Here is a 26,326-nt window from a genome sequence, read left to right as displayed (position 1 = left end):
CCTGCGCCTCATCGCTCCTGCAACCTTCTGAGCTGCGCTTTTCCTGATTTGTGATGCTGGTCACGTGGCGCTGGATATGGTGTCCGGGTGCTGTCGCAACTCGGGGTCGCGGTGTGGGGAACGGGCAACATGGGGACGACGGCGATCCGGTCGCTGACGGCCTTTCCGGGGCTGCGGTTGACCGGTGTCATCACCTCGTCCGGGGACAAGGCCGGCCGGGATGCCGCCGCGTTCGCCGGCCTCGACACACAGACCGGGATCGCCGCGACCACCGACGTGGCGGCGGCGCTGGCCGACTGCGACGCGGTGGCCTACATGGCCTCCGGGGACATCCGCCCCGACGAGGCCGTCGCCGACATCGAACGCTGTCTGCGATCCGGCGCCCACGTGGTCACCCCGTCGCTGTACTCGCTCTACGATCCGCGCTCCGCGCCGCCGGACTGGGTGCAGCGGTTGACCGCCGCCGCCGAGGAGGGGCGCGCCACGCTCCTGGTCAGCGGCGTCGACCCCGGGTGGGGCAACGATGCGCTGGCGGTGACAGCAGCCGGGCTGTGCACCCGCATCCGAACGATCACGTGCCAGGAGATCTTCGACTACTCGACGTACAACCAACCGTTCGCGGTCACGGTGTCCTGCGGTTTCGGCGGCTCGATGGACGAGACGCCGATGATGCTGCTGCCGACCATTCCGACGATGGTGTGGGGCGGCAACATCCGCCTGATCGGCCGCGGCCTGGGCATCGAGATCGACGACATCACCGAGGAGGTCGAACGCGTCGCGCTGGAGCACACCGTCGAGACGGTGCTGGGGTCGTTCGAGAAGGGCACGCAGGGGGCGTTCTACCTCAAGGTCATCGGATGGTCGGCGGGTCGACGGCGGGTCGTCATCGAGCACATCACCCGGATCCATCCCTCGTGCGCACCGCAATGGCCACAACCCGACGACGCCGTCACCGGCGGGGCCGGCGACCACCGGGTGATCGTGGACGGCGACCCGCAACTGACCATCGTCGTGCGCGCCGACGTGCCGGGCGGCACCCGCGCCGACGGCGGCAACACCACCGCCACCAACCGGCTGCTCGGTGCCCTGCCCTGGCTGGCCGAACAGAAACCGGGCATCTACGACGGCCTCGACGTTCCGCTGCATCCCCCGCTGCCCCCGCAGCTGGAGGCGCAGCGCTGGACCTGACGCCGGCTACTTGTGGGCGAGCTGCTTGTTGACCAGCCGGGTCAGCCAGCCGGGGGAGAACCGTGAGGCCAGTGCCAGCGTCTTGGCCTGTGCGCCGACCGGGAAGTGCACCTGGCGCAGCGTGCGTCGCGTCCACGGCGCATCCACCGCGGCGACGATGTCGTCGGCGATGTCCTGTGCGGTGAGCCGGATCCCCAGCGACTGCGTGGTTCCGGTGGACACCCCTTTGGTCATCGCGGTGTTGACGTAGAGCGGCCACATGTCGATCACGCGGATGTCGTGGCCGGCCCACTCGATGTTCAGCGCTTCGGTGATGGCCCGCACGTAGAACTTGGTGGCGCTGTAGTTGGCGAGCTCGGCCTGCCCGTAGATCGCCGACGCCGACGCCAGGTTGATCACCGTGGAGCCCGGGGTGCGCTGCAGGAACGGGAACCCGACATGCAGACCGTTGACGACGCCCTTGACGTTGACATCGATGTCGCGGTGGTGCGTCGCGAGCGGGATCTCTTCGAAGGCGCCGGCGGTGAGCAGCCCGGCGTTGTTGATCATCACGTCCAGCCGGTCACCGGCGGCCGCGAAGAACTCGGCCAGTCGGGTGGACATCTCCTCGACGTCGGTGACGTCGAGATGGCCCACCGCTCCGGTGCCGCCGACGGCGGCGATGTCCGCCTCGAGCACCTTCAGCCCGGCCTCGTCGAGGTCATACCCTCCGACGAAGTAGCCACGGCGGGCGAAGTTCAGTGCGGTCGCCCGGCCGATACCGGTGGCGGCCCCGGTGATGAACACCGATTTCTTCACTCGAATTCTCCTTCCAGAGCGGCTGGCGTCATGAGTTGAGTTGCCAGACCGCGAAATTCAGCGACAGCGCGAACGCCGACCACAACAGATAGGGCACCAGCATCGCGCCGGCCGGCCGGCTCAACCGCCAGAACATCACCACCGTGGCGATCAGGACCACCAGCAGGACGCTGAGCTCGGCGAACGCGATGCCGCGCCAGCCGAGGCCGAAGAACAGCGGCGTCCACGTCGCGTTGAGCACCAGCTGCACAGCGTAGAACGTCAGCGCCAGGCGCGACCGGGCCGAGGGGCCGGTACGCCACACCAGCCAGGCCGCCACCGCCATCAAGAGATACAGCACCGTCCACGTCGGACCGAACACCCAGGACGGCGGCGCCCACGACGGCTGCTCGAGACGGCCGTACTCTTCGGACGCACGGCTGCTCGCCAGCCCGCCCAGCCCCGAGGCCACCGCGACGGCGACCAGCGAGACCGCCAACGCAAGCAGCGATTTCGGCCGGGTTCGCGAGGATTCGGCCACCATGGTCTGTCACCGTACCGCAGCGTCCCGGCACCGAATCTGATCATTCGGTGACAGGTGGTTCCTCCTGTGGGGCCGGCTCGGCGGCTTCGGCATCAGGCAGCTGCCCGACGAGGTACTCGGCCAACCCGCCGATGGTCGGATAGTCGAACACGGCGGTGGCGTTGATCGTGAACGCGCCACCGAACTGGCTGTGCAACCGGTTGCGCAGCTCGATCGCCATCAGCGAGTCCGTCCCGAGGTCGAGGAACCGACTGGTCGCGGCCGGCGGCTGAGCCAGCCGCAGGAAGTTCTGCACCTCGCGCTGCAGGAACTCCGTGACGAACCCGGCCCGCTGGGGCACCGGAATCTCCTGCAGCTGGCGCAGCAGCTCACTGTCCCCGGTCGCCTCCCCGGCGGCGCTCGGCAGCACGAGGTCCAGAATCGGCGGACGCGAACTGCCCAGGACCTTGGCGGCGCGCTGCCAGTTGGCCTTGAGCACCGTGGCCTGTCCGGTGCCGTTCACAACCACCTCCGCCATCGCGCTCAACGCGGCGGACGGCTCCAGCGGAATCAGACCCTGGGCACTGATGTTGGCCACCGCGGCCTCGGAGGAGGCCATGCCGCCCTGCGCCCACGGCCCGAAGTTGATGCCGGTCGCCGGCAGCCCCTGCGCACGCCGCTGCGCCACCAGGCCGTCGAGCAGCGCGTTGGCCGCCGCGTAGTTGGCCTGGCCGGGCGAGCCGAACAGACTCGACACCGACGACGACACGAGGAAGAAGTCGAGGTCGTCCTCGCGTGTCCGGCGGTCCAGATGGCAGGCGCCGAATGCCTTGGGCGCCAACGTGGCCCGGAACCGCTCCAGGCTCTGCTGGGACAGCAGCGCATCGTCGAGGACACCGGCCAGGTGTGCCACCCCCGCCAGTGGCGGCAGCTCCGCGCGGATCCGCTGTAGCAACGCGGCCACCTCGCCGTCGTCGCCGACGTCGGCGGCAAACGTGTGCACGCGGCACCGGTAACGCTCGGTGATCTCGTCGATCACCCGCTGGGTGTCGGCATCGGGGGCACGTCGGCTGGTCAGCACGATGTCCCCGGCGCCGAGCTGGGCCAGATACGCCGCGGTGTGCAGACCGACCGCACCGAGTCCACCGGTGATCAGGTAGCTGCGGTCGGGCCGCGGCTGCAGCGGGTGCGGGATCTGGACCACGATCTTGCCGATGTGGCGAGCCTGCTGCATCCGCCGGAACGCGGCCCTGGACTCCGTGATCGGGTAGATCTCGGCGGGCAGCGGCGCCCACTCGCCGGTGCCCAGTCCCTGCGACACCTCGGTCAACAGCCGGTGGATGTGACCGGGGTCCTGCAGCGTCGTGACATCCAGCGCGACGATCTCGTAGGCGATGTCGGGCCGGGCGGCGGCCATCTGCTCAGGAGTCCAGATGTCGCGCTTGGCGATCTCGGCGAAGCGACCGTTGGGAGCCGTGGCCCGCACCGTCGCCTCGACGAACCCGTCGTTGGTGAGGCTGTTGAGCACCACGTCGACGCCGGCGCCGTTGGTGTCGGCCAGGATCTGGTCGGCGAAATCCGTGCTGCGGGAGTCGTAGACGTACTTGACGCCCATCTTGCGCAGCGTGGCGCGCTTGAAGGTGCTCGCGGTCGCGAACACGGTGGCGCCGCGCTGCTGCGCCATCTGGATCGCCGCCAGCCCGACGCCGCCGCTGGCGGCGTGGACGAGGACACGTTCGCCGGGCTGGATCTTCGCCCAGTCGAACGCCAACCGCACCGTGAGCGCAGCGGCCGGAATGGTGGCCGCGGCGACCGGGCCCAGGCCGTCGGGTACCGGCGCCAGCAGCTGCGCGGGCACGTTGAAGCGGCTGGAGAAGGCGCCCTGCATGAAGCCGTAGACCCGCTGACCGACCTCCAGGCCGTTCACCCCCGCGCCGACCTGGGTGACGATGCCGGCGAAGTCGCCGCCGATCGGTCCCGGGTCGCCGGGGTAGAGGCCCAGGACGTTGAGCACGTCACGAAAGTTCAGCCCCGCGGCCTCGACCCGGACCTGCACGTAGCCGTCCGCCGGCGGCGCCACGTCCACCTCGGACAGCCGCAGGTTGTCGATCGCGCCGCGCTCGGTGGGCGCCAGCACGTAGTCACCGCCCCGCGGCACCGCCAGATGACCGCTGCGCGCCCACGGCAACAACCGCGAGGCCAGCAGCTTGCCCTGCCGAAGCGCGCACTCGGGCTCCGTCACGGGGTTGCTCAGCAGCCCGGCCAGCGCCGCCACGGCTTCCGCCGATCCGTCGACGTCGACCAGCCGGCAGCGCAGCGACGGCTCCTCGTTGATGGTGGTGCGGCCCAACCCCCACAACGCGGCCTGCACCGGGTCGACGGGCTCGCCGGACTCGCAGGCGACCCCGCGCTCGGTGACGATCCACAATCCGTCGGGCAGGGAGACCGGTGCGCTCCCGGAGCCGCCCTGCACCGCGTGCACGGCGCTGAGCAGGTGACCGATCTCGGCCTCCAGCCGCGCCGCGACGTGGTCGGCGTCCGCGTTCTCGGTGGGCGCCGCGGCGCGCCAGACGACGCCGGAGAACGGCAGTCCGCGTTCCCGCGCCTCGGTGAGCACCTGACCCAACGGGGCCGCGTCGGGGCCCCGGTCGAACGGGATGCAGCCGGGCACGGCCGCCGCCAGTTCGTCGAACCCGGCGATCAGCCAGGTGCCGGCGGTCTCGTCGTCGCGCGGCTCCGGTGGCGCGACCTCATGCCAACCCAGCGTGTAGAGCAGGCGGGTGGCGTCCCCACCGAGGCCGCGCAGCAGCGCCTCGCGCGGTGCGCGTTTGACCGTGAACTCGCGGATCCCGCCCAGCAGGCGGCCGTCGCGGTCGACGAAATCGAGGTCGAAGACCTGGGTTTCGCTGTTCAGTTCGGCGGCGTGCCACCTGGCGCGGCAGTAGAACCTGCGCGGCATCTTCTCCCGCAGCGTGACCTGCCCGTACCGCAGCGGCAGGAACAGGTCGTTGACGCCCTGCTCGGCGGCCAGCAGCGCCGGGAACGCCGGGAACGCGACGCCGGTGCACAGGTCCATCAATACCGGGTGCATCGGTTCGGAGCCGAGCTGTTCGGCGAGTTCCGCACCCACCAGGATGTCACCGATCGCTTCGCCGTCGCCGAGCCACAACGACTTCAGCGACCCCGACCACGTCGGCCCCCACGCCAGCTCCAGGTCTGCGAACGTCTCGAACAGCTCCTGCGGGCGCATGCGGGTGCACCGCTCGATCGCGTCGTCGACCGCCTCGGCCTGTTCGGCGGGCTGCTCGTCGTCGAGCCCGGCGGCCACCGTGCCTTCGGCGTTCAGCGACCAGTCGGTGTCGCGCTGACCGTAGGGCCGGCTGTGCACCTGGAACGTCCAGCCGCCGGCCTCCTGCGGGTGCAGCGTCAGCTGCACCTCGCGAGAACTCTTCTCCGGCAGGATGATCGGCTCGTAGAAGAAGACGTCCTGCACGCGTGCGGGGGTGCCGACCGCGGCCAGGGCCATCGCGGCATAGGTCGCACCCGGCACGACGACGGTGCCGTAGATGACGTGGTCACTGAGCCAGGGCTGCGACCGGACCGACAACCGGCTGGTGTACACGGTGTCGCCGGACGCGAGATCCTTGGCGCTGCCCGGGATCCCGGAGGTGGCCGCACCGCCGCCCTCCGTCGCGACGCCGGCCGATCGGGGCCAGAAGCGACGGCGCTGGAACGGGTAGGTCGGCAATTCGACGCGGCGACCGGCACGGCCGTGGACCGCCGCGAAATCGGGTCGGTGGCCACCGATGTACGCGGCGGCGAGCGCGTCGGCGATCTGGCGCCGGTCGGCGACACCTTTGCGCAGTGAGACGACGGCCCGTGGCGCGGCCACGTGCTCGGGCCACACCTGGACCGCGGCCCCGGTCAACACCGGCTGCGGCCCGATCTCCATCAGGATCGAGCACCCCAGCGCCGCCACGGTGCGCACGCTCTCGGCGAACTGCACCGGCTGGCGCGAATGCCGGCGCCAGTACCCGGCATCGATCGGGTTCTGGGCGGTGAGCACGGTGCCGGTGCGGTTGCACACCAGCGGAAGTGTGGGCGCGGCGAACGTCATCCCTGCCGCGAAGGCCTCGAACTCGTCGAGCACCGGGTCCAACAGCTCGGAGTGGAACGCGTGACTGGTTTCCAGCCAGGTGCAGCGGATGCCGTCGGCGCTGAACCCGGCGACGATCTGCTCCAGGCCCTCGCCGGGGCCCGAGAGCACGGTGTTGGGCCCGTTGTAGGCCCCGATCGACACCCGGGGGAACTGGGCGGCGGCTGCCTCGACACGATTGGCATCGGTGAACACCGCCACCATCCGCCCACCCGGTGGCAGGCTGCCGAACATCCGGCCGCGTTCGGCCATCAGCCGCACACCGTCCTCGAGGCTGAACACGCCGGCCACGCAGGCCGCCGCGTACTGGCCCACGCTGTGACCGAGGACGACGTCCGGTTCGATACCCCACGATTGCCACAGCCGCGCCAGACCCATCTCGACGGCGAACAGCGCCGGCTGAGCGAACGACGTGTGCCGCAACCGTTCCCCGGCCTTGCCGCCGGTCTCCCGGTCGGTGGCGAACAGCACCTCCAGCAGCGGATCGGCAAGCAGGTCGGCGACCGCCTCCGCGCAGCGGGTCACCGTCTCGGCGAAGACCGGTTCGGTGTCGAACAGTTCCCGGGCCATCCCCGGGTACTGGCTGCCCTGTCCGGTGAACAACCATGCCGTCGTAGGGCGGTGGGTGTGCTCGCCGCGCACCACCCCAGGGCGCAACCGATTCTCGGCCAGGTCGGTCAGCGCCGCCCGGGCGCCGTCGATCGAGTCCACCACCAGCGCGGCGCGGTGCTCGAAATGCGACCGCCCCGTTCCGGCCGTCAGGCACACGTCGCTCAGATCGGCATCCGGGTGGGTGCTCAACCAGCTGTCGTAGCGCTGCGCCAACGTCACCAGCGCTTCCGGTGAGCGGGCCGACAGCGGCAACACCTGCACGGCAGAGCGGTCCGCGGTGGGCTGCGGCGCAGTATCCGGTGTGTCCGGAAGCTCAGCTGCGGCCAGAGCCGGATTCGGCTGGGGCGGTTCCTCGATCAGCACATGGGCATTCGTGCCGGTGAACCCGAACGAGCTCACCCCGGCCCGGCGTGGCCTGCCGTCGGCCTGCCACGGCATCGCCTCGTCCACCACCCGCACCGGCAGCGAGTCCCACGGGATGTGCGGCGACGGCTGCTCGAAATGCAGGCTCTGTGGCAGCACCCCGTGCTGCAGGGACAACACCACCTTGATCAGACCGGCTGCACCGGAGGCGGATTCGAGATGGCCGATGTTGGTCTTCACCGATCCCATCAGCAGCGGCCGGTCGGCGTCGCGGGAATCGCCGTAGGCGGCTGCGGCGGCCTGCACCTCGATCGGGTCGCCCAGCGGGGTGCCCGTGCCGTGTGCCTCCAGGTAGTCGACGTCACCGCCGGACAACCCGGCGCGGGCCAGGACCGTCGAGATGAGCCGCTGCTGGGCGCCGCCGTTGGGAACGGTCAACCCACTGGAGGCTCCGTCCTGATTCACCGCGCTGGCGGGGATGACCGCACTGATCCGATCGCCGTCGCGCACCGCGTCGCTGAGCCGCTTGAGCACCAGCACGCCGCATCCCTCGCTACGTACGTAGCCGTCGGCGGACGCGTCGAAGGTCTTGCACCGCCCGGTGGGGGACAGCATGCGGGCGCGCGACGCCGCGACGACGGTGACGGGACTCAACAGCACGTTGACCCCGCCGGCCACCGCGAGATCGCAGTCGCCGGAATGCAGCGCCTGGCAGGCCTGGTGCACCGCGACCAGCGCCGAGCTGCATGCGGTGTCCACGGCCACGGCGGGCCCCTCGAAGCCCAGCGCGAAGGCGACCCGGCCGGAGATCGCGTTGAGCGCGTTGCCGGTGATGAAATGGGGCTCTATCTTGTCGATCGGCTCGGCGGAGAGCAGGTGGGCGTACTCGTTGGCGGCCACACCCACGAAGACCCCGGTGCGGCTACCGCGCAGGGCCGACGGCGCGAATCCCGCTCGTTCCAGCCCCTCCCACACCGTCTCCAGCATCAGCCGCTGCTGCGGCTCGATCCAGACCGCCTCGCGCGGTGAGATACCGAAGAACTCGGGGTCGAACCCGTCGATCTCGTCGAGAAAACCGCCCGACCGGGTGTACGTCTTGCCCGCGGCGTCGGGATCGGGATCGTAGAACTCGTCGATGTCGAAGCGGTCCTCCGGCACTTCGCGGATGGCGTCGACACCACCGGCCAGCAGGTCCCAGAAGGCCTCCGGATCGGGTGCGCCGGGGAAGCGGCAGGACACGGCGACGACCGCTATCGGCTCGTCGGTCCGGGCGGCGACCACGGTCGCCGGTTTGGCGGCGGCCTGGCCGCTGAGTCCGAGTACGTCGGCCAGCAGATAGTCCGCCACATCGGAGAGCCTGGGGTGATCCATCGCGAGGGTGGCCGGGATCTGGTCGCCCACAGCCTGTTCGATGCGCTGGCGTAACTCCACAGCCATCAGCGAATCCATGCCGAGATCGAAGAACCCGGCATCCTCGCGGATCTCGCCGGCGTCGATGCGGGTCACCTCGGCCACCGCGTCGCGCAGGTGGTCGATCAGCAGCACGCGGCGCTGCTGCACAGGGGCATTGGTGAGCTTCTCGACCAGGGCCGTCTTTCCGGACGGAGCCGTCGACACCGGCTGCGCGGGCAGGCCCTGCTGCATCTCGGCCAGGAACGCCCGCTGGCCCGCCTGCTGATACAGCGGCAGGAAGCGGGCCCAGTCGATGCGGGCCACCACGCCGTGCCCGGACGTGGTCGTCGCGACGTCGGCCAGCCCGGCCAGAGCGTCGGCGGGCGAGAGGGTCTGCACTCCGCGCTGCGCCAACCGCGCGCGGGACTGTTCGTCGGCCATACCGGCCGACCACGGGCCGAAGTTCACGCTGATGCCCGCGATGCCCTGGTCCCGCTGATACCGGCACAGTCCGTCGAGGAAGGCGTTGGCGGCGCCGTAGGCGGTCTGACCGAATCCACCCCAGACGGAGGCGATCGAGGAGGTGCTGAGGAAGAAGTCGAGCTTCAGGTCCGCCGCGGCCTCGCTGAGATGCCATGCACCCCAGACCTTTCCGGCGAAGACACGGTCGGTTTCGGCGTCGTCGAGGGCGCTCAGCGGGGTGGTGCCGACCTCTCCGGCCGCATGCACGATGCCGGCCAGCGGCGGCAGGTCGGCGGCGATGCCGGCCAACAGGCGCGCCACGTCGTGGGCGTCGGCGACGTCGGCCGTGATCACCTGCAGGGTGCACCCGTGCTGCGCGCGCAGCGCGTCGATCCGTTGCGCGGTGGCGTCGTCGGGCGCGCGTCGGCTCGTGAGCACCAGATGCCCGGCGCCGTGGGCGGCGAGATACCCGGCGATCTCCAGTCCGATCGCCCCCAGTCCACCGGTCACCAGATAGGTGGCGTCGTCGCGCAGCGGCAGCGGGTCCGCCCCGGGCCGGCCGGACCGGCGGACCAGACGGGGGACCAGCACCGCCTGGTCGCGGATCGCGACCTGGTCTTCCCGGGCGGCCGAGTCGGGTGGGCCCCCGATCAGGTCGACGAGGCGGGCCCATTCGTGTGCCGCGATGTCGCGGTCTGCGGCCAGGTCGGCGAGTCCGCCCCACAGCTGCGGCAATTCCAGAGCAGCGGCGCGGCCGAAGCCCCACAGACAGCTCTGCTCGGGGCTCACCGTGTCGGCATCGGTCGCGTGTTGCGCGCCCCGGGTCACCAGCCAGATCGGGCTGCGCAGTTCGGCGGCTGCGGCCGCGCGGAACAGCCGCCGCGTGCCGCTCAGGGTGCGGTGCTGCATCCGCAGCAGTGAGCGCATCGACGGGCCGGCCGCCGCAGACGGGTTCGCGTCCAACGCGGCGAGCTGCACGACACGCACCGCCGAACCATCCTCGGCCAGGGTGCGCAGCGCGGCGGCGAGCTGCTCGGCGTCGGCATCCGAGGCTGGCAGTGCGACCGACTCGTACCGCTGGCCGCGTGTGGTCAGCACGTCGACGAGGGGCTGGGCCGCCGCGGGGTCACCGACCAGGACCCAGGTCGCACTCACGCCGGCCGAGGTGCGGAACGAAGAGGCTTCCTGCCAGTGGATCTCGTAGCGGTCGTCGGTGATCGCCTGGGTGGTGCGTTGCTGATTGTGCTGTGCGGCAAGCTTGTTCAAAACAGCCACCGTCTGCTGGTCGCCCGCGCTGTCCAGCAGCGCCGCGAGCTCGTCGATGCGCCCGTCCTCCAGGAGGCCGACGGCCTCGGTGCGGGGACCGCTCAGGCGTTGCGGTGCAGCGGAATCGACCGTGCCGTCGCGGCCGTCGGAGAACCAGTACTGGCGCCGCTCGAACGGGTAGGTCGGCAGATCCAGCTTGCGCGCCTCCGGCCGGCGCAGCGCGGCGAAGTCGGGCAGGTGACCCAGCACGTAGGCGTCGGCGAGGGCCTCGGTGATCTGGCGGTGGTCCGCGGTGGTCGGGCGCAGAGACGCGATCACCCGCGGCGTGGTCGCCGGGTCCGGCCAGGCGCCCAGCGCCGCGGCGGTCAGAACCGGTCGCGGGCCGATCTCGACCAGCACCCTGCAGTTCATCTCTGCGAGGGTGCGCACGCTCCTGGCGAACTCGACCGGTTGGCGTGCGTGCCGCCGCCAGTAGGTCCCGTCGAGTTTCACACTGCGTCCCAGCGCAGCCCCGGTCCGGTTGTCGATCAGGATCCGTTGCGGCTGGTTGACCTCGAACTGTGCTGCGAACGACTCGAATTCGTCGAGGATCGGATCGAGCAGCGCGGAGTGGAAGGCGTGGCTGGTGTCGAGCCAGTCGCAGCGCACCCCGGCAGCGACCAGTCCCGAGATCGCCTGCGCGAGGTCGTCGGCCGGTCCCGACAGCACGGTGTTCGCACCGTTGTAGGCGGCCACCGACAGAGTGGGGAACTCGTCGGTCAGCGGCTCGACCCGCTCCGGGGCCGTGAACACCGCGACCATCCGCCCGCCGGCGGGCAGGCTGCCGAACAGGCGGCCGCGCTCGGCCATCAGCCGTGCCCCGTCGGCCAGTTCGAAGACGCCGGCCACACACGCCGCCGAGTACTGGCCGACGCTGTGGCCCAGCACCACGTCCGGCTCCAGCCCCCACGACTGCCACAGCCGGGCCAGGCCCATCTCCACCGCGAACAGGGCGGGCTGCGCGGCAGACGTCTGGCGCAGCTCCTCGTCGCTGGACCCGAAGATCACGTCGAGCAAGGGCTTTTCGAGAACATCGGCGACCGCGTCGGCGCACTGTCGCAGCGTGTCGGCGAACACCGGCTCGGTGTCGAACAACTCGCGGGCCATGCCGGGGTACTGGCTGCCCTGCCCGGTGAACAACCATGCCGTCTTCGGGGACTCGTGGGACTCGCCGCGCACCAGCCCCGGAGCAGGCCGGTCGTCGGCCAGCGCGCCGAGGAGTTCGAGCGCCGAGTCTTTGGAGTCGACCACCAGTGCCGCGCGATGCTCCAGGTGGGCACGCGCCGTGCCCGCGGTGAAGCAGACGTCGGCCAGCGTGGCCTCGGGATGCTCGACCAGCCAACTGCGGTACCGGTCGGCGAGGGTCGCCAGGGCGGCCGGGGTGCGGGCGGACAGCGGCAGCAGGCGGTAGCCGGCCTCCGGCTCGGCCGCCGTGACGTTGGCCGGCTCGGCCGCGCGGCCCATCAGCGGCTCCGCCGCCGGGCCCATGAGCGGCTCCGCCGCGGGGCTCACCAGCGGCTCCGCCGCCGGTGGCGCCTCTTCGAGGATGACGTGGGCGTTGGTGCCCGCGAACCCGAACGAACTGACCCCGGCGATGCGGGGGAGGCCGTTGCGCTCCCACGGCACGGGATCGGTGACGACCTCGACCGCCAGCCGGTCCCACGGAATGTGCGGCGAGGGCTTCTCGAAGTTGAGATGCCGCGGCAGCATCTCGTTCTCCAACGACAGGATGACCTTGATGACCCCGGCGATCCCGGCGGCCGCCTCGAGGTGGCCGATGTTCGTCTTGACCGACCCGATCAGCAGCGGCCGGTCGGCGGGGCGCCCGGCACCGAGCACCGCGCCCGCGGCCTGAGCTTCGATCGGATCGCCCAGCGACGTCCCGGTGCCGTGGGCTTCCAGGTAGCCGACGTCGGCGGGGGCGACCCCAGCGCGGTCCAGGGCGTCGGTGATCACCCGTTGCTGGGCCACGCCGTTGGGCACCGTCAGCCCGCCCGACGCGCCGTCCTGGTTGATGGCGCTGCCGCGGATGACCGCGCGGATCCGGTCGCCGTCGCGAAGCGCATCCTCGAGGCGTTTGACGACGATGACGCCGCAGCCCTCGCCGCGCACATAGCCGTCGGCGGCCGCGTCGAACGTCTTGCAGCGGCCGTCGGGCGCCAACATGTGCGCGCTGGAGAAGGTGATCATCGTGGCGGGCGTGAGCAGCACGTTCGCCCCACCGGCCAGCGCCAGGTCGCACTCGCCGAGGCGGAGCGCCTGGCACGCCTGGTGGATGGCCACCAGCGATGAACTGCAGGCGGTGTCGACGGCGACCGCCGGGCCCTGCAGTCCCAACCGGAAACTGATCCGGCCCGCGGCGGCCGCGTTGGACGTCCCGATGGCCATGTAGGCCTCGATCTCGGGGTAGGTGAGTTCGTCGGAGGCCATGCCCAGGTAATCGTGGGTGGCCAGCCCGACGAACACGCCGGTGTTGCTGCCGGCCAGCGACGTCGGCGCGATCCCGGAGTGCTCCACCGCGCGCCACGCGGTCTCCAGCAGCAGCCGGTGCTGGGGGTCCATCAACCGGACCTCGCGGGTCGACATCCCGAAGAACGGAGCGTCGAAGCCTGTCGCGTCCTCGACGAAACCCGCGCGCCGGGTGACCACCTTGCCCGGCGTGCCCGGCTCCGCGTCGAAGAACTCGTCGACGTCCCAGCGGTCACCGGGGACCTCGGAGATGGCGTCGCGGCCTGCCCGCAGCATGTCCCAGAACCGGTCGGTGTCCGGGGCGCCCGGGAAGCGCGCCGCGTAGCCGATGACGGCGAACCGCGGGGGCTGCCCGGTCGGATGCTCGGCGGATCCCATGCCGTTGTACTCCCTTGCTTCGACGGTGAGAATCTGACTGCACAGGTCACCTGTCGCGCCCTGAGATCGACTTCCCCCGACGGACACTATGGCACGTGTACAGGTGCCGTGTGGGGTGTTGCTGTCCCGGGCTGGGGCGGCGCGGAACGGCGGCACCGGTATGTTGATCGAGCAGTAGTCGGCGCCGGTTCCGGGGTCGACTGAGCGGGGTGTATTCGGGAGGGTCGAGTTTTGCGCATCGGCAAGATCACGGTTGGCGGACTTGACGAATGGTCGCTGACCCCGGGTGCTGTCGTCTCATGGCATCCGACGGCGGAAGCGCAGGACAAGGCCCGGCAGGCGCCCGTCAGTTCGGTGCCGGTCAGCTACATGCAGGGCCAGCATCTTCGTAACTACTGTGACCGTGCCGCGGCGGGATTGAACTTCTCCCGCCAGATCATCGCCAGCTGTGACGTCGCGGGCCAGTGTGACATCGCGGCGATGGACCATGCCGTCAACGCCTACCTGCGCCGGCACGACACTTTTCGCAGCTGGTTCAGACATGTCGGTGACAACGAATTCATCCGGCACGCGCTCGAGGATCCGGCCGACATCGAATTCGTGCCGATCGAGCACGGTGAGATGACCGTCGAGCAGATTCACGAGCACGTGGTGGCCATCCCGAATCCGTTGGAATGGGGTTGCTTCACGTTCGGGGTCATTCAGAACGACGAATTCTTCACGTTCTTCGCGTCCATGGACCACGTCCACGGCGACGCCACCCTGATCGGTACCACGATGCTGGAAGCCAACGGAATGTATTCGGCGCTCAGTGGCGGCGGATCGGCGCTCACCCTTCCCGACGCCGGCAGTTTCGACGCATTCTGCGTCCGCGAACGCGAATACACCGCGGATCTGGATGTGGATTCTCCCGGCGTGCAGGCGTGGATCGATTTCGCCGAGAACAACGACGGCGGTTTCCCCGAATTCCCGTTGCCCCTGGGTGACCCGCAGGAATCGGTGAGCAGCAGAATGACGTCAGAAGTGCTGATGGACGCAGCGCAGACGGAACGTTTCGATGCCGCCTGTGCCGGCGCGGGTGCGCGTTTCGTGGGCGGATTGTTCGCCTGCCTCGCTCAGGTCGAGCACGAATTGACCGGCACGCTGACCTATTACGGGTTGACTCCGCGGGATTCGCGCAACGCCGGAGACAATTTCATGACCCAGGGATGGTTCACCGGGCTCATCCCGATCACGGTGCCGATCGGGGCGGCGTCATTCGGCGAAGCCGCGTGGTCGGCCCAGTCGTCGTTCGATTCCGGTTTGAACATGGCGAAGGTGCCGTATTACCGGGTGCTCGAGTTGGCGCCGTGGTTGAAATGGCCGCAGCCGAATTTCCCGGTCTCGAATTTCCTGCATGGCGGCGCCGCTCCGCTCAACGCCATTCTCGCCGCCGGTGACATGGGCCTGGCCGACAACATCGGCATCTACCCCGACGGCCGGTTCTCGTATCAACTGACGATTTACATATTCCGCTACGGCGAGGGCACGGTGATGGCCATCATGCATCCGGACAATCCGGTCGCCGAGAAGTCCGTCACGCGTTATCTGCAGGCGATGCGGTCGGTGTGCGGGCAGGTCGCCGACAACGGTCATTGGGGACGCGTCGCCTGACGGGGCGCAGCGAGATGAGAGCGACATGCAGGTGACATGCGGAAACTAGCCGGCGTCGTGGTGCGCTGGCCCTGGGCCGTGATCGGGGTCTGGGTGGCGATGGCGCTCGCGCTGCCGCTGACGTTTCCCTCGCTCGGCGAGATGGCCGAGCGGCACCCCCTGGTCATCCTGCCCAGCGACGCGCCGTCGAGCGTCACCGCCACCAAGATGGCCGAGGCGTTCGGTGAAACCGGCTCGGACAACCTGATGGTCGTCGCGTTCATCAACGAGTCCGGGCTGACTCGAGACGACGAAGCGGTCTACCGCGACGTGGTGGACGCATTGCGTGACGACATCACCGACGTGGTGTCGGTGCAGGACTTCATCAGCACCCCGCAGCTGCGCCAGTTCATGACCAGCGAGGACAAGACGACCTGGGTGCTGCCGGTCAGTCTCGACGGCGAATTGGGCACCCCCCGGTCCTACGAGTCGTTCAACCGGGTGTCGACGATCATCGACCACCACTCCGCCACCGGCGCCTCGGGCGACGGTCTGGACGTCTATGTCACCGGGCCCGCGGCCACCGTCGCCGACCTGACCGTGGCCGGCCAACAGGACCGGTTGCCCATCGAGATCGCCATCGCGGTGCTGGTGCTGGGCGTGCTGCTGCTGGTCTACCGCAATCCGCTGACCATGCTGTTGCCGCTGGTGACCATCGGGTCGTCGCTGCTGATCGCGCAGGCCGTGGTGGCCGGCTACTCGCAGCTGACGGGCTCGGGGGTGTCCAACCAGTCGATCGTGTTCCTCAGCGCGATCATGGCCGGCGCCGGGACGGACTACGCGGTGTTCCTGATCAGCCGCTACCACGACTATCTGCGTTCCGGCGCCGGCTACGACCAGGCGGTCACCCGGGCGATGATCTCCATCGGCAAGGTCATCACCGCGTCGGCGCTCACGGTGGGCATCACGTTTCTCGTCATGAGCTTCGCCCAGATGGGGGTGTTCCGCACCATCGGGGTGTCGGCGGCGATCGGCATCGGTGTCGCCTACCTGGCCGGGGTGACGCTGCTGCCGGCGATCCTGGTACTGGCCGGGCCGCGCGGCTGGGTCAAACCGCGCCGGGAACTGACCGCCCGGTTCTGGCGCCGTTCCGGGATCCGCATCGTCCGGCGGCCGGTGCCCCACCTGGTCGCCAGCGTGCTGGTGCTCGCGCTGCTGGCCGGTGGCGCGACGCTGGCCACCTTCAACTACGACGACCGCAAGGCCGTCGCGGACTCCGCGCCCAGCTCGGTCGGCTACGCCGCCCTGGAACGCCACTTCCCGATCAGCCAGTCGATCCCGCAGTACGTGCTCGTCCAATCGCCGCACGATCTGCGCACCCCCCAGGCGCTGGCCGACCTGGAGCAGATGGCCTCCCGCATCGCCCAGCTGCCCGACGTCGCCCGGGTCATGGGCGTCACCCGCCCGCTGGGTGAGGTGCCCCCGGAGTTCCGGGCGACGTTCCAGGCGGGCATCGTCGGTGACCGGCTGGCCGCGGGTTCCGCCCAGATCGGGGAACGCTCCGGGGACCTCAACGAACTCGCCGACGGGGCGAACACGCTGGCCGACACCCTCGACGACGTGCGTGCCCAGGTCGACGAGATCGCGCCCAGCCTGCAGAGCCTGATCGGCACGTTCTCGTCGGTGCGCGCCGAGTACGGCGGCGAGAAGCTCGTGCGCGACGTCGAAACCGCGGCCAAGCTCGTCGACAGCGTCAACAAGCTGGGCCTGTCGATGGGGGTCAACTTCCGGGCCGTGCGCGACATGTTCGCCTGGATCGGTCCGGTGCTGACGGCGCTGCAGGGCAACCGGGTGTGCGACGCCAACCCGTCCTGCGTCGAGACCCGCGCCCAGTTCGAGAAGGTGATCGCCGCCCGCAACGACGGTCGCGTCGACGAGATCAACCAGCTGGCCGGCGAGCTGCAGGGCGTCGACGACCGGCAGAGCCTGACCGCCACCGTGAACAAGCTCAACGACGCGCTCGCCACGCTGACCGCGGCCGCAGCCGACCTGGGGCTGGACTCGCCCGCCGGCGCGCAGGCCGGGCTGGCCGACGTGCGGGACGGCGCCGACCGGCTGGCCGACGGCAGCCGTCAGGTGGCGGGTGGCGTCGATCAGCTCGTCGAACAGATCAAGGTGATGGCCGCCGGTCTGGATCAGGCCTCGGCGTTCCTGCTGACGATGCGCGCCGAGGCGTCGGGTTCGACGATGGCCGGGTTCAACATTCCTGCCGAGGTGCTCAACGCCGTGGAGTTCCAGCAGGCCGCCGAGGCGTTCCTGTCCCCGGACGGCCGATCGGCGCGCTACCTGGTGCAGACCGAGCTGAATCCGTTCAGCCCGGAGGCGATGGACCAGGTCGACGTCATCAGTGACGTCGCCCGCGGCGCGCAGCCCAACACCACCCTGTCCGACGCGTCGATCTCGATGGGGGGCTTCCCCGCCGCGCTGCGCGACACCCGCGACTACTACGAGCGCGACATCCGCTTCATCATCATCGTGACGTTGATCGTCGTGCTGCTGACGTTGATGGTGCTGCTGCGTTCGTTGGTCGCGCCCTTCTACCTGGTGGGCTCGGTGGTGTTGTCCTATTTCGCGGCCATCGGCATCGGTGTGCTGTTCTTCCAGGTGCTCCTGGATCAGCAACTGCATTGGAGCGTGCCGCCGCTGGCGTTCGTGGTGCTGGTGGCCGTCGGCGCGGACTACAACATGCTGTTCGTGTCGCGGATGCGCGACGAGTCGCCGCACAGCGTGCGCTACGGCGTCATCCGCACCCTGGGGTCCACCGGCGGGGTGATCACCGCGGCGGGGCTGATCTTCGCGGCGTCGATGGCCGGGCTGTTGTTCTCCAGCATCGGCATCGTGGTTCAGGGCGGGTTCGTGATCGGGGTCGGCATCCTGCTGGACACGTTCGTCGTCCGCACCATCACGGTGCCCGCCATCGCCGCGCTGGTCGGCAAGGCGAACTGGTGGCCGTCCAAGCCCCCGCAGACCGGACCGCGCCGGTCGGCGTCGCGGGCGCCGGCAGAGATCGACTGACCGAGGTCGGCAGTGCTGCGCGATCCATGTGAAACTACGAGACCGAGGCCCACCCCTGTGCAACCCCTGATGACCCTGTGCCACCCCTGATGACCCTGTGCCACCACTCATGACTCGACGAGCTGATACGGACCCATCGTGACAACACCGTCTGAGTCGACGCTCCTGTCGATGTTGCACGGGCGTGCCAGCCTGCGTCCCGACGAGATCGCGTTCACGTTCACCCACTACGACCGCGACCCCGCCGGCGTCGCGGAGAGTCTGACGTGGTCGCAGCTGGCGCGACGGACGATGAACGTGGCCGGGCAGCTGCGGCGGCACGGATCGGCCGGCGACCGGGCGGTGATCCTGGCCCCGCAGGGCCTGGAGTACATCCTGGCGTTCCTGGGTGCGCTGCAGGCCGGTCTGGTCGCGGTGCCGTTGCCGCTGCCGTTCCCGGGGTCGGGTCACGAACGCGTCGGTGCGGTGCTCACCGACACCGAGCCCGCGGTGGTGCTGACGACGTCGGCGGCCGCGGTCGACGTCGGTGACTACGTGGCGAAGGCCGACCTGGCTTCGCCGCCGCAGCTCGTCGAGATCGACGGGCTGGACCTGGACGCCGATCCGGTCGGAGCGGGGCTGGAACCTGTTGGCGCGCAGAGCCTGGCGTATCTGCAGTACAGCTCGGGTTCGACGCGTCAACCGACCGGGGTGATGCTCTCGCACCGCAACCTGACCGTGAATTTCGAGCAGCTGATGCGCAGCTTCTTCGCGGCCGCGCCGCTGCCCCCGGACGCCACGCTGGTGTCGTGGCTGCCCTTCTATCACGACATGGGCCTGGTACTGGGGGTGTGCGCCCCGATCCTGTGCGGCCGGCGCGCGCAGCTGATGAGTCCGGTGGCGTTCCTGGAGAAGCCGTCGCGCTGGGTGCGCGCTCTCGCCGAGAACCCGCACGCGTGGTCGTCGGCGCCGAACTTCGCGTTCGACATGGCGGCCCGCAAGACCACCGACACCGATCTCGCCGGTCTGGACCTGGGCGGGGTGGTGGGCATCATCAGTGGCGCCGAACGGGTCGAGCCGGCCACCCTGCACCGCTTCGTCGACCGGTTCGCCCACTTCGACTTCCGCGACCACATGATGCGCCCGGCCTACGGTCTGGCCGAGGCGACGGTGTTCGTGGCGACGGGAACGTGGGACGAGTCGGCGCCGGCGGCGTTCTTCGACGCCGAGGCGTTGGCGCAGCGTGAGGTGCGGCCGTGCCCGGCGGGACAGGGCACCGCGCTTGTCCGGTACGGGGTGCCGCAGTCCCCGACGGTGCGCATCGTCGACGGCGAGTCCGGACGCGAATGCGCTGCGGACGCCGTCGGCGAGATCTGGGTGCACGGCGACAACGTCGCCGACGGGTACTGGGGGCGCCCGCCCGCCGAGCAGGTCGGCTTCGGCGCGACGATCGTCGACCCGTCGCCGGGCACGCCGGCCGGGCCGTGGCTGCGCACCGGGGACCTGGGGTTCGTGCACGCCGGCGAGCTGTTCATCGTCGGCCGCATCAAGGACCTGCTGATCATCCGGGGCCGCAACCACTACCCGGAGGATATCGAGGCGACGGTGCAGGCGATCACCGGCGGCCGGGTGGCAGCGGTCTCGGTTCCGGTGCGCGGCACCGAGGAACTGGTGGCCGTCGTCGAGCTCAAGCGGCCGGCCGACCTCGACAGCGCCGCACGCCGCCGGTTCGACGACGTCAGAAGTCAGGTCACCGCGGCGATCTCGACCGCGCACGGGTTGAGCGTCGGCGATCTGGTGCTGGTGTCCTCCGGCTCGATCCCGACGACCACCAGCGGCAAGATCCGCCGTGCCGCCTGCGTCGAGCAGTACCGCAACAACGAGTTCATCCGGCTCGACGCCGCGGCGGAGTAAGGTCTGAGCCAGTGCAGCCGAGTAGGTGGGGGAAGCAGTGAGGCGTCTGGTCGCGTTCGGCACCGCGCTGAGCACCATCGGCGCCGCGGGCTGGCTCGGGTTCGGCACCGCCGCAGCCGATGAGCCCGGCCCCGCGCCGGCCCCGCCGCCTGGGCCCGCCGCCGAGGCGGGTGGGGCACCGGCGCTGGGCACCCCGGGACGCGCCTACGCGTTGGGCGGCGCGCACGTGCTCGGGATCCCCTACGACGAATACATCATGCGCACCGGCGCGGACTGGTTCCCCGGACTGGACCGCCAGATCGTCGACTACCCGGCCGGCCAGGTCCAGGGCCACACCCTGGAGCGGCTCTTCCCGGGTATCGGTGCCTTCGGGGACCGCTTCGTGCCCGGCCTCGGCCTCGACGGCCCCAGCGTCGGCGAGTCCGTCGACGTCGGTTCGCCCGACACCATCGCCGCGATCCGGGAGGGCGGACAGGGCACCGCGATCGGTCTTTCCGAGGGCGCGATGGTGCTCAACGACGTGCAGGCGCGCCTGGCTTACGACCCGGCTGCCCCGCCTCCGGACCAGTTGAGCTTTGCCATGTACGGGGACCCGGTGGCGCGCCACGCCTTCGGCGAGAGTTTCCTGACGCAGAACTTCCCCGTCGGCAGCGTGGTGCCCTCGCTGGACTACCGGATCCCGGCGCCGGTGGAGAGCCAGTACGACACCTACCAGTTCATCTCCGCCTACGACAGCATCGCCGACTGGCCCGACCGCCCGGACAACTGGCTGTCGGTGGCCAACGCGATCGTGGGGCTGGCGACCGGCCACACCGCGGTGGCGTTCACCGACCCGAGCATGGTGCCGCCGCAGAACATCCGAACCAGCGTCAACTCCCGCGGCGCCACGACGACGACGTACATGATCCCCGAGGAGCACCTCCCGCTGGTGCTGCCGTTCAAGTACCTCGGCGTGCCCAAGGAGACGTTGATCGAGCTCGACGCGGTGCTCAAGCCGTACGTGGACGCCGGCTACTCGCGCAACGACGACCCGGCGACCGCCCCGGTCACCGTGGACCCCGTCAACGGCTACGACCCCGCGGCCGTCACCGCCCCGGCCACGCAGGCCGCGTTCGGTGGTGGCGCGGATCCGGTGTCGCAGTTGCTCTCCGGCCTGCAATACGTGCTGAACAACCCGCCGACCGGCTAGTTCGCCCGGCTACAACCCGGACAGCCCCACCCCGATCAGCACGGCGCCGACCACGACCAGCAGCGCCGCCACCCCGTATCGGCCCCGCAGCCGCACCCAGTCGTACAGCGTCGACAGGGCGGCCCGGGTGCGGTTCGGGGCCACCAGATAGCACAGCAGCGGTATCTCCACCAGCGCGAACGCCACGACATTGAACACCACCAGGGCTCCGAACTGGATCGTTGCCGCGGTGCCGGAGGCCACGATCAGTGCCAGCGCGGCCAGGTAGTCCACGGAGGGCAGAGCGATGCCCAGACCCGCGGCGCCCGCGGTCCACAGCGAGCGGCCGCCGAGCAGCTGTTTGGCCCGGGCGATCAGCGGCGCCACCAGGCGGCCCGGGAGGCTGTCGGCTCCGTCGCGGCGCCGGCCCCCGATCACCCCGGCAGCCACCAGCGCTGCGTTGAGCAGCACCACCGCGCCCACCACGATCTGCACCCGGGGCAGGGTGAAGTGCGCCGACCCCAGCGCGGGTCGCAGGATGAACAGCACCACCACGCCCACCGCGATGCCCATCGCGAAGCCACCCAGCAGGAAGGCGAGCAACTGCAGGCCCGGGCGGGGTCGATTGATCATGACCACCGTCATGCCGATCCGAAACGGCTCCACGCTGACGGCGATGGCCATCGCCAGAAGCGGCATCCACATGGTGAGGCGTCGTACCGCTAGGCGCCGCGCCGCGCGGACGGGTTCGGCATGCGCGTCACGTTACCGCCCGCGGACCCGGCGCCGACGGCACGTGCGAGGATGGATCACGATGAGTGGTTCAGGGACCCATCCGGCTGCCGGCCTCGACCCGACGTCGTTGCGGGAGGCCTTCGGTCATTTCCCCACCGGGGTCATCGCGATCGCGGCGGAGGTCGACGGTGCCCGCGTCGGTCTGGCGGCCAGCACGTTCGTCCCGGTGTCGCTGGAGCCGCCGCTGGTGTCGTTCTGCGTGCAGAACACGTCGACCACCTGGCCCAAACTCGCCGACGCGCCGTATCTGGGCATCAGCGTGCTCGGTGAATCCCACGACGCCGCGGCACGCACGCTGGCGGCCAAGACGGGCGACCGGTTCGCAGGGCTGGAGACGACCTCGACCGACCGCGGCGCGGTGTTCGTCCACGGGACCAGCGTGTGGCTGGAAAGTGCGATCGATCAGCTGGTACCCGCCGGCGACCACACCATCGTGGTGCTGCGTGTTTGCGACATCAGGGTCGATCCGGAGGTGCCCCCGATCGTGTTTCACCGCAGCGCGTTTCGCCGGCTGGGCAGTTGACCGCCCGCGTCAGGGGCGCGCGCTGAGCTCCTCGCGGTAATGCGCGATGCGCCGGTCCAGTTCGGCGGCATCAGCGCTCCGCCCCTCTTTGCGGGCGAGCTGTGCGCGGGCACTCAGTTCGCGGATCGCGGTACGGATGTCGTTGATGCTCTGGGGTGCTTGGAGCGACACAATGCTGCCTTTCATCGTTGACTGGCTGCTTCCTGCAGCGTACCCCCGCTCCGGGTGTCCATACCGGCGTGCGGGAATCCTCGTCGGTGTCGATCGCGCGTGTCGGGACGCCGGTCCGCGGGGCGGCGCGTCCGGCCCTGCTCCTACTGGATCGCGAACCCTTCCCGAGCCCAGTGCTCGAAGCCGCCGATCACGGTCAGGGGCGCATGGCGTAGGCGCCGTCGTAGTCCCGCACGTGGCCCCACACCCGGTCGAAGCGCGCCGAGTCGGTGGCCGGCTTCCGGACCGACGACAACGCCCACGCCTGCTGTGCCGCGGTCGAACTGGGCTTGCCGTGCAACGCGACGGCGTAGGCGGAGAAGTCGCGGACCTGAACGTCGAAGATCTGGTCGACGAGCTCGCGGAAGTCGGTATCGAGCCCCGTCAACTCGGCCTGCTCGAGGATCAACTGTCCGTACACCACCAGCGTGAACAGGTGCCCGACCACGAGCACGAAGTCCAGGTCGCGCTGTTGGTCGGCGTCGGGCGCCGCGGTGGAGAGCAGTTCCTTGAACGCCTGCACCTGCTCGTAGAAGACGGCGACGTTGGGGATGTCGAGGTGCCTCTCGTACACCGGGGCCCAGTCGGCGAACTGGACCTTCGACGCGCCGCGGGCCGGACCCTGCGACCAGAAGAACACGTCGTCGCTCGCGTCGTGCCGGGTGCCGATCGGCGGGTAGTCGGTGGGATTGAACATGAAGTTGGGCATGAACTTGAGGATCTGGGCGACGTTGACGTGCACCGTGCCTTCGAGCCTGGGGAGCGCCCCGATCAGCCGGGCAACCTCGCAGAAGTAGGTGTTCTTCTCGAAACCCTTGGCGGCCAGGACGTCCCAGAGCAGCGTCACCACCGTCTCACCCTCGGAGGTGACCTTGGACTTGGTCACCGGGTTGAACAGCAGGTAGCGCCGGTCCTGTGGCCCCGCGCTGCGGAAGTAGTCGATGGCGCGGTCGCTGAACAGCTTCATCGCGATCAGCCGGGCGTAGGCGTCGACGAAGCTGGCCCGCACGTGCGGAAAGTCGGTGACCGGGTTGCCGTACAGGATGCGGTTGTTGGCGTGGGTGATCGCCTCGTAGAAGGCGTGCTCGCACATCCCGATCGAGCCGCTGCACAGGTTGAATTTGCCCACGTTGACGGTGTTCAGGGCGGCAGAGAAAGCCTCGGGCCCGGTGCACAGGATGTCCTCCTCGTACACCGGGTAATCGGTCAGCCGGAAGTTGCTGACGTACATCTGTCCGTGCACGACGTTGCCGAGCAGCTCGTACTTCTCGTGGCCGCTGTCGGCGACGAACCAGACGTAGCCGTCGGCGCCCTCGACGTCGGTGCGGCGCCCGAACACCGACACCATCCCCGCGACGTTGCCGTTACCGATGTAGTACTTCTCGCCGGTGGCCCGGAAGGCGACCCCGTCGTGCTCATCGGTACCGGCCTGCTCTTCGCGCGAGCGCTCATCGGTACCGGTCTGCTCTTCGCGCGAGCGCTCATCGGTATTGGGCGTGAGCAGCATGTCGGTGTTGTAGATGTCGGCGCCGTGTTCGCGTTCGGACAGCGCGAACGCCATGACGCCGCCGGCGTCGAGTTGGGCGGCCGCCTTCTCCTTGGCTTTGACGTTGTCGCTCTGCCAGATGGGGCCGAGCCCGAGGATCGTGACCTGCTCGGCGTACCAGTACGACAGCCCGTAGAAGCCGAGTATCTCGCTGAGGACCGCGTTGCGTGAGGTGTCCCAGCGCTTGTTCGGGTCGCCGCCGGCGAACTCCGACGGGGTCAGGAACGTGGCGAACAGTCGCTCACGCCGGACGAAGTCCAGAAAGTCGGTCACCCACGTGGCCTCCAGGTCGTCACGCAGCAGGCGGGTCTTTCCCCGCTCTTCGAACCAGTCGATCAGGGCCTGCAGCTGCCGCCGCGACTCCGCATCGAGGTGGTGCGGGTCGAAGCGGTTCGGGTCGAGCAGCAGTCGGGCGGTCGTCGGCATGCTCGAACTCTAGAGAAACCCGGGTCAGATGATCGCCGCTATGGCGCAGAACAGCCGGATCAGCCTCGATCGAAAAGGGCGTTGAGATCGAAAAGGGCGTTGAGGTTGAAAAGGGCGTTGAGACCGCAGCCACGGCGACGAAGTGCGAGTGGAGGCCGCGGTGAGCGCAGTATCAACGGAACTCGTGGGCACTCGTGAGCACTTGATCAACGGCACTCAGGCCGCGTGGACGTCGCGCAGACCCACCGCATTGGTCAGCCCGGAGCAGTTCACGCAGCCCACGCACCCGACGCAGCCCTCGCAGTTGACGCATCCGGCGCACACCTTGCAGCCACGGCACGCGACGCAGCCCAGGCAGGCCAGGCAGCCGGCGCACGCGATGGACAACACGGTCAGGATGCAGCCCGCGATGGCCGCACTGCCCGCGGTGGCGATCGAGCGGGCGACCGCGGCACTGCCTGCCGTGGCGACCGACCCGGCCACCCCCGCGCTCCCGGCGGTGGCAATCGAGCCCGCAACGCCGGCGCTCCCGGTGGTGGCGATGGACCCGGCGACTCCGGCGCTGCCCACTGTGACGAGCGAGCCCGCCACGCCGACGCTGTCGGACGTAGCGCGCGAACGCACCACGCCCGGGTCGTCGTCAGACTCGGTCAACGGCTTCACCTGATCTGCCTGCGCTCACCTGCGGAACAGCTTGTTTCCCAGCCACACGATCGGGTCGTACTTGCGGTCGGCCGCACGCTCTTTCATCGGGATCAGCGCGTTGTCGGTGATCTTGATGTGCTCGGGGCAGACCTCGGTGCAGCACTTGGTGATGTTGCAGTAGCCCAGGCCGTTCTCTTCCTGCGCCTGCTCAGCCCGCCGGCCGTGCACGTCCAGCGGATGCATGTCCAACTCGGCCTGGCGCATCAGGTAGCGCGGCCCGGAGAACGCTTCCTTGTTCTCCTCGTGGTCACGGTTGACGTGGCAGACGTTCTGGCACAGGAAGCACTCGATGCACTTGCGGAACTCCTGCGAGCGGTTCACGTCCTCCTGCGCCATCCGGTACTCGCCGGGCTGCAGGTCCTTCGGCGGGGTGAACGACGGGATCTCGCGCGCCTTCTCGTAGTTGAAGGACACATCGCACACCAGGTCCCGCATCACCGGGAAGGTCCGCATCGGGGTGACGGTGACGACCTCGTCCTCACCGAATGTGGACATCCGGGTCATGCACATCAGCCGGGGGCGGCCGTTGATCTCGGCCGAACACGACCCGCACTTGCCCGCCTTGCAGTTCCACCGCACCGCCAGGTCACCGGTCTGCGTCTGCTGCAGCCGGTGGATGATGTCGAGCACCACCTCGCCGTCGTTGACCTCGACGGTGTAGTCCTTGAGCTCGCCGCCGCTGGCGTCCCCGCGCCAGACCCGCATCTTCGCGTCGTATGCAGCCATGG

14 protein-coding genes are annotated in these 26,326 nt (G+C 69.7%); 6 read left to right on the top strand and 8 right to left on the bottom strand.

The genetic code is table 11. The features are described from left to right. Positions 1–90 precede the first annotated feature (90 nt). The gene (locus ACEWX3_RS26865) at positions 91–1,188 is read left to right on the top strand and encodes a dihydrodipicolinate reductase (protein ID WP_374159963.1); all 1,098 of its coding nucleotides are present in this window, start codon (positions 91–93) and stop codon (positions 1,186–1,188) included. A 6-nt stretch (positions 1,189–1,194) separates the two neighbouring features. Here the strand turns inward: ACEWX3_RS26865 and ACEWX3_RS26860 are convergent, their stop codons facing one another. From ACEWX3_RS26860 to ACEWX3_RS26850, 3 genes are read right to left on the bottom strand one after another with little or no spacing between them, the layout of a single operon-like run. After that, positions 1,195–1,986 carry an SDR family oxidoreductase gene (locus ACEWX3_RS26860; protein ID WP_207068200.1) on the bottom strand — a complete coding sequence of 264 codons (792 nt, stop codon included), beginning with the start codon at positions 1,984–1,986 and terminating at the stop codon, positions 1,195–1,197. Between the two features lie 28 nt (positions 1,987–2,014). Beyond that, the gene (locus tag ACEWX3_RS26855) at positions 2,015–2,509 is read right to left on the bottom strand and encodes a TspO/MBR family protein (protein WP_374158207.1); all 495 of its coding nucleotides are present in this window, start codon (positions 2,507–2,509) and stop codon (positions 2,015–2,017) included. A gap of 40 nt (positions 2,510–2,549) precedes the next feature. After that, positions 2,550–13,625 (bottom strand): type I polyketide synthase, encoded by an 11,076-nt coding sequence (locus tag ACEWX3_RS26850; RefSeq protein ID WP_374158206.1) that lies wholly within the window; start codon positions 13,623–13,625, stop codon positions 2,550–2,552. Between the two features lie 231 nt (positions 13,626–13,856). On the opposite strand from ACEWX3_RS26850, the gene ACEWX3_RS26845 reads away from it, so the two are divergent. The 4 genes from ACEWX3_RS26845 (at position 13,857) to pe (ending at position 21,414) form a co-directional block, all read left to right on the top strand. Continuing rightward, the gene (locus tag ACEWX3_RS26845; RefSeq protein ID WP_374158205.1) at positions 13,857–15,278 is read left to right on the top strand and encodes a condensation domain-containing protein; all 1,422 of its coding nucleotides are present in this window, start codon (positions 13,857–13,859) and stop codon (positions 15,276–15,278) included. A 36-nt stretch (positions 15,279–15,314) separates the two neighbouring features. Beyond that, positions 15,315–18,332: an RND family transporter gene (locus ACEWX3_RS26840; RefSeq protein ID WP_374158204.1), complete on the top strand. Its 3,018-nt coding sequence runs from the start codon at positions 15,315–15,317 to the stop codon at positions 18,330–18,332. A gap of 138 nt (positions 18,333–18,470) precedes the next feature. Beyond that, positions 18,471–20,225 (top strand): AMP-binding protein, encoded by a 1,755-nt coding sequence (locus tag ACEWX3_RS26835; RefSeq protein ID WP_374158203.1) that lies wholly within the window; start codon positions 18,471–18,473, stop codon positions 20,223–20,225. A 37-nt stretch (positions 20,226–20,262) separates the two neighbouring features. Next, the gene (gene pe, locus ACEWX3_RS26830) at positions 20,263–21,414 is read left to right on the top strand and encodes an acyltransferase PE (protein WP_207068206.1); all 1,152 of its coding nucleotides are present in this window, start codon (positions 20,263–20,265) and stop codon (positions 21,412–21,414) included. 9 nt (positions 21,415–21,423) lie between these two features. Here pe and ACEWX3_RS26825 read toward each other — a convergent pair whose 3' ends face one another. Then, positions 21,424–22,098: a GAP family protein gene (locus ACEWX3_RS26825; RefSeq protein ID WP_207068207.1), complete on the bottom strand. Its 675-nt coding sequence runs from the start codon at positions 22,096–22,098 to the stop codon at positions 21,424–21,426. Positions 22,099–22,207: 109 nt separating this feature from the next. Here ACEWX3_RS26825 and ACEWX3_RS26820 point away from each other — a divergent pair, with 109 nt between their 5' ends. Then, entirely contained in the window at positions 22,208–22,711 is a 504-nt protein-coding gene (locus tag ACEWX3_RS26820) for a flavin reductase family protein (RefSeq protein ID WP_374158202.1), read from the top strand. A 9-nt stretch (positions 22,712–22,720) separates the two neighbouring features. Here the strand turns inward: ACEWX3_RS26820 and ACEWX3_RS26815 are convergent, their stop codons facing one another. From ACEWX3_RS26815 to ACEWX3_RS26800, 4 genes are all read right to left on the bottom strand, one after another. Beyond that, entirely contained in the window at positions 22,721–22,897 is a 177-nt protein-coding gene (locus ACEWX3_RS26815; RefSeq protein ID WP_207068210.1) for a hypothetical protein, read from the bottom strand. A 181-nt stretch (positions 22,898–23,078) separates the two neighbouring features. After that, positions 23,079–24,893 (bottom strand): acyl-CoA dehydrogenase family protein, encoded by a 1,815-nt coding sequence (locus ACEWX3_RS26810; RefSeq protein ID WP_374158201.1) that lies wholly within the window; start codon positions 24,891–24,893, stop codon positions 23,079–23,081. Between the two features lie 216 nt (positions 24,894–25,109). Continuing rightward, complete coding sequence (locus ACEWX3_RS26805) at positions 25,110–25,520, bottom strand: hypothetical protein (protein ID WP_373889137.1); 411 nt, start codon at positions 25,518–25,520, stop codon at positions 25,110–25,112. 51 nt (positions 25,521–25,571) lie between these two features. Continuing rightward, positions 25,572–26,324, bottom strand: coding sequence for a succinate dehydrogenase/fumarate reductase iron-sulfur subunit (locus ACEWX3_RS26800; RefSeq protein WP_207069319.1), 753 nt, complete (start codon positions 26,322–26,324; stop codon positions 25,572–25,574). Positions 26,325–26,326 lie beyond the last annotated feature (2 nt).

This window comes from Mycobacterium sp. G7A2, from assembly GCF_041902445.1.
Taxonomy (GTDB): Bacteria; Actinomycetota; Actinomycetes; order Mycobacteriales; family Mycobacteriaceae; genus Mycobacterium.
The sequence above is the reverse complement of the archived record's forward strand: the minus strand, read 5'-3'. Positions and strand labels throughout refer to the sequence as shown.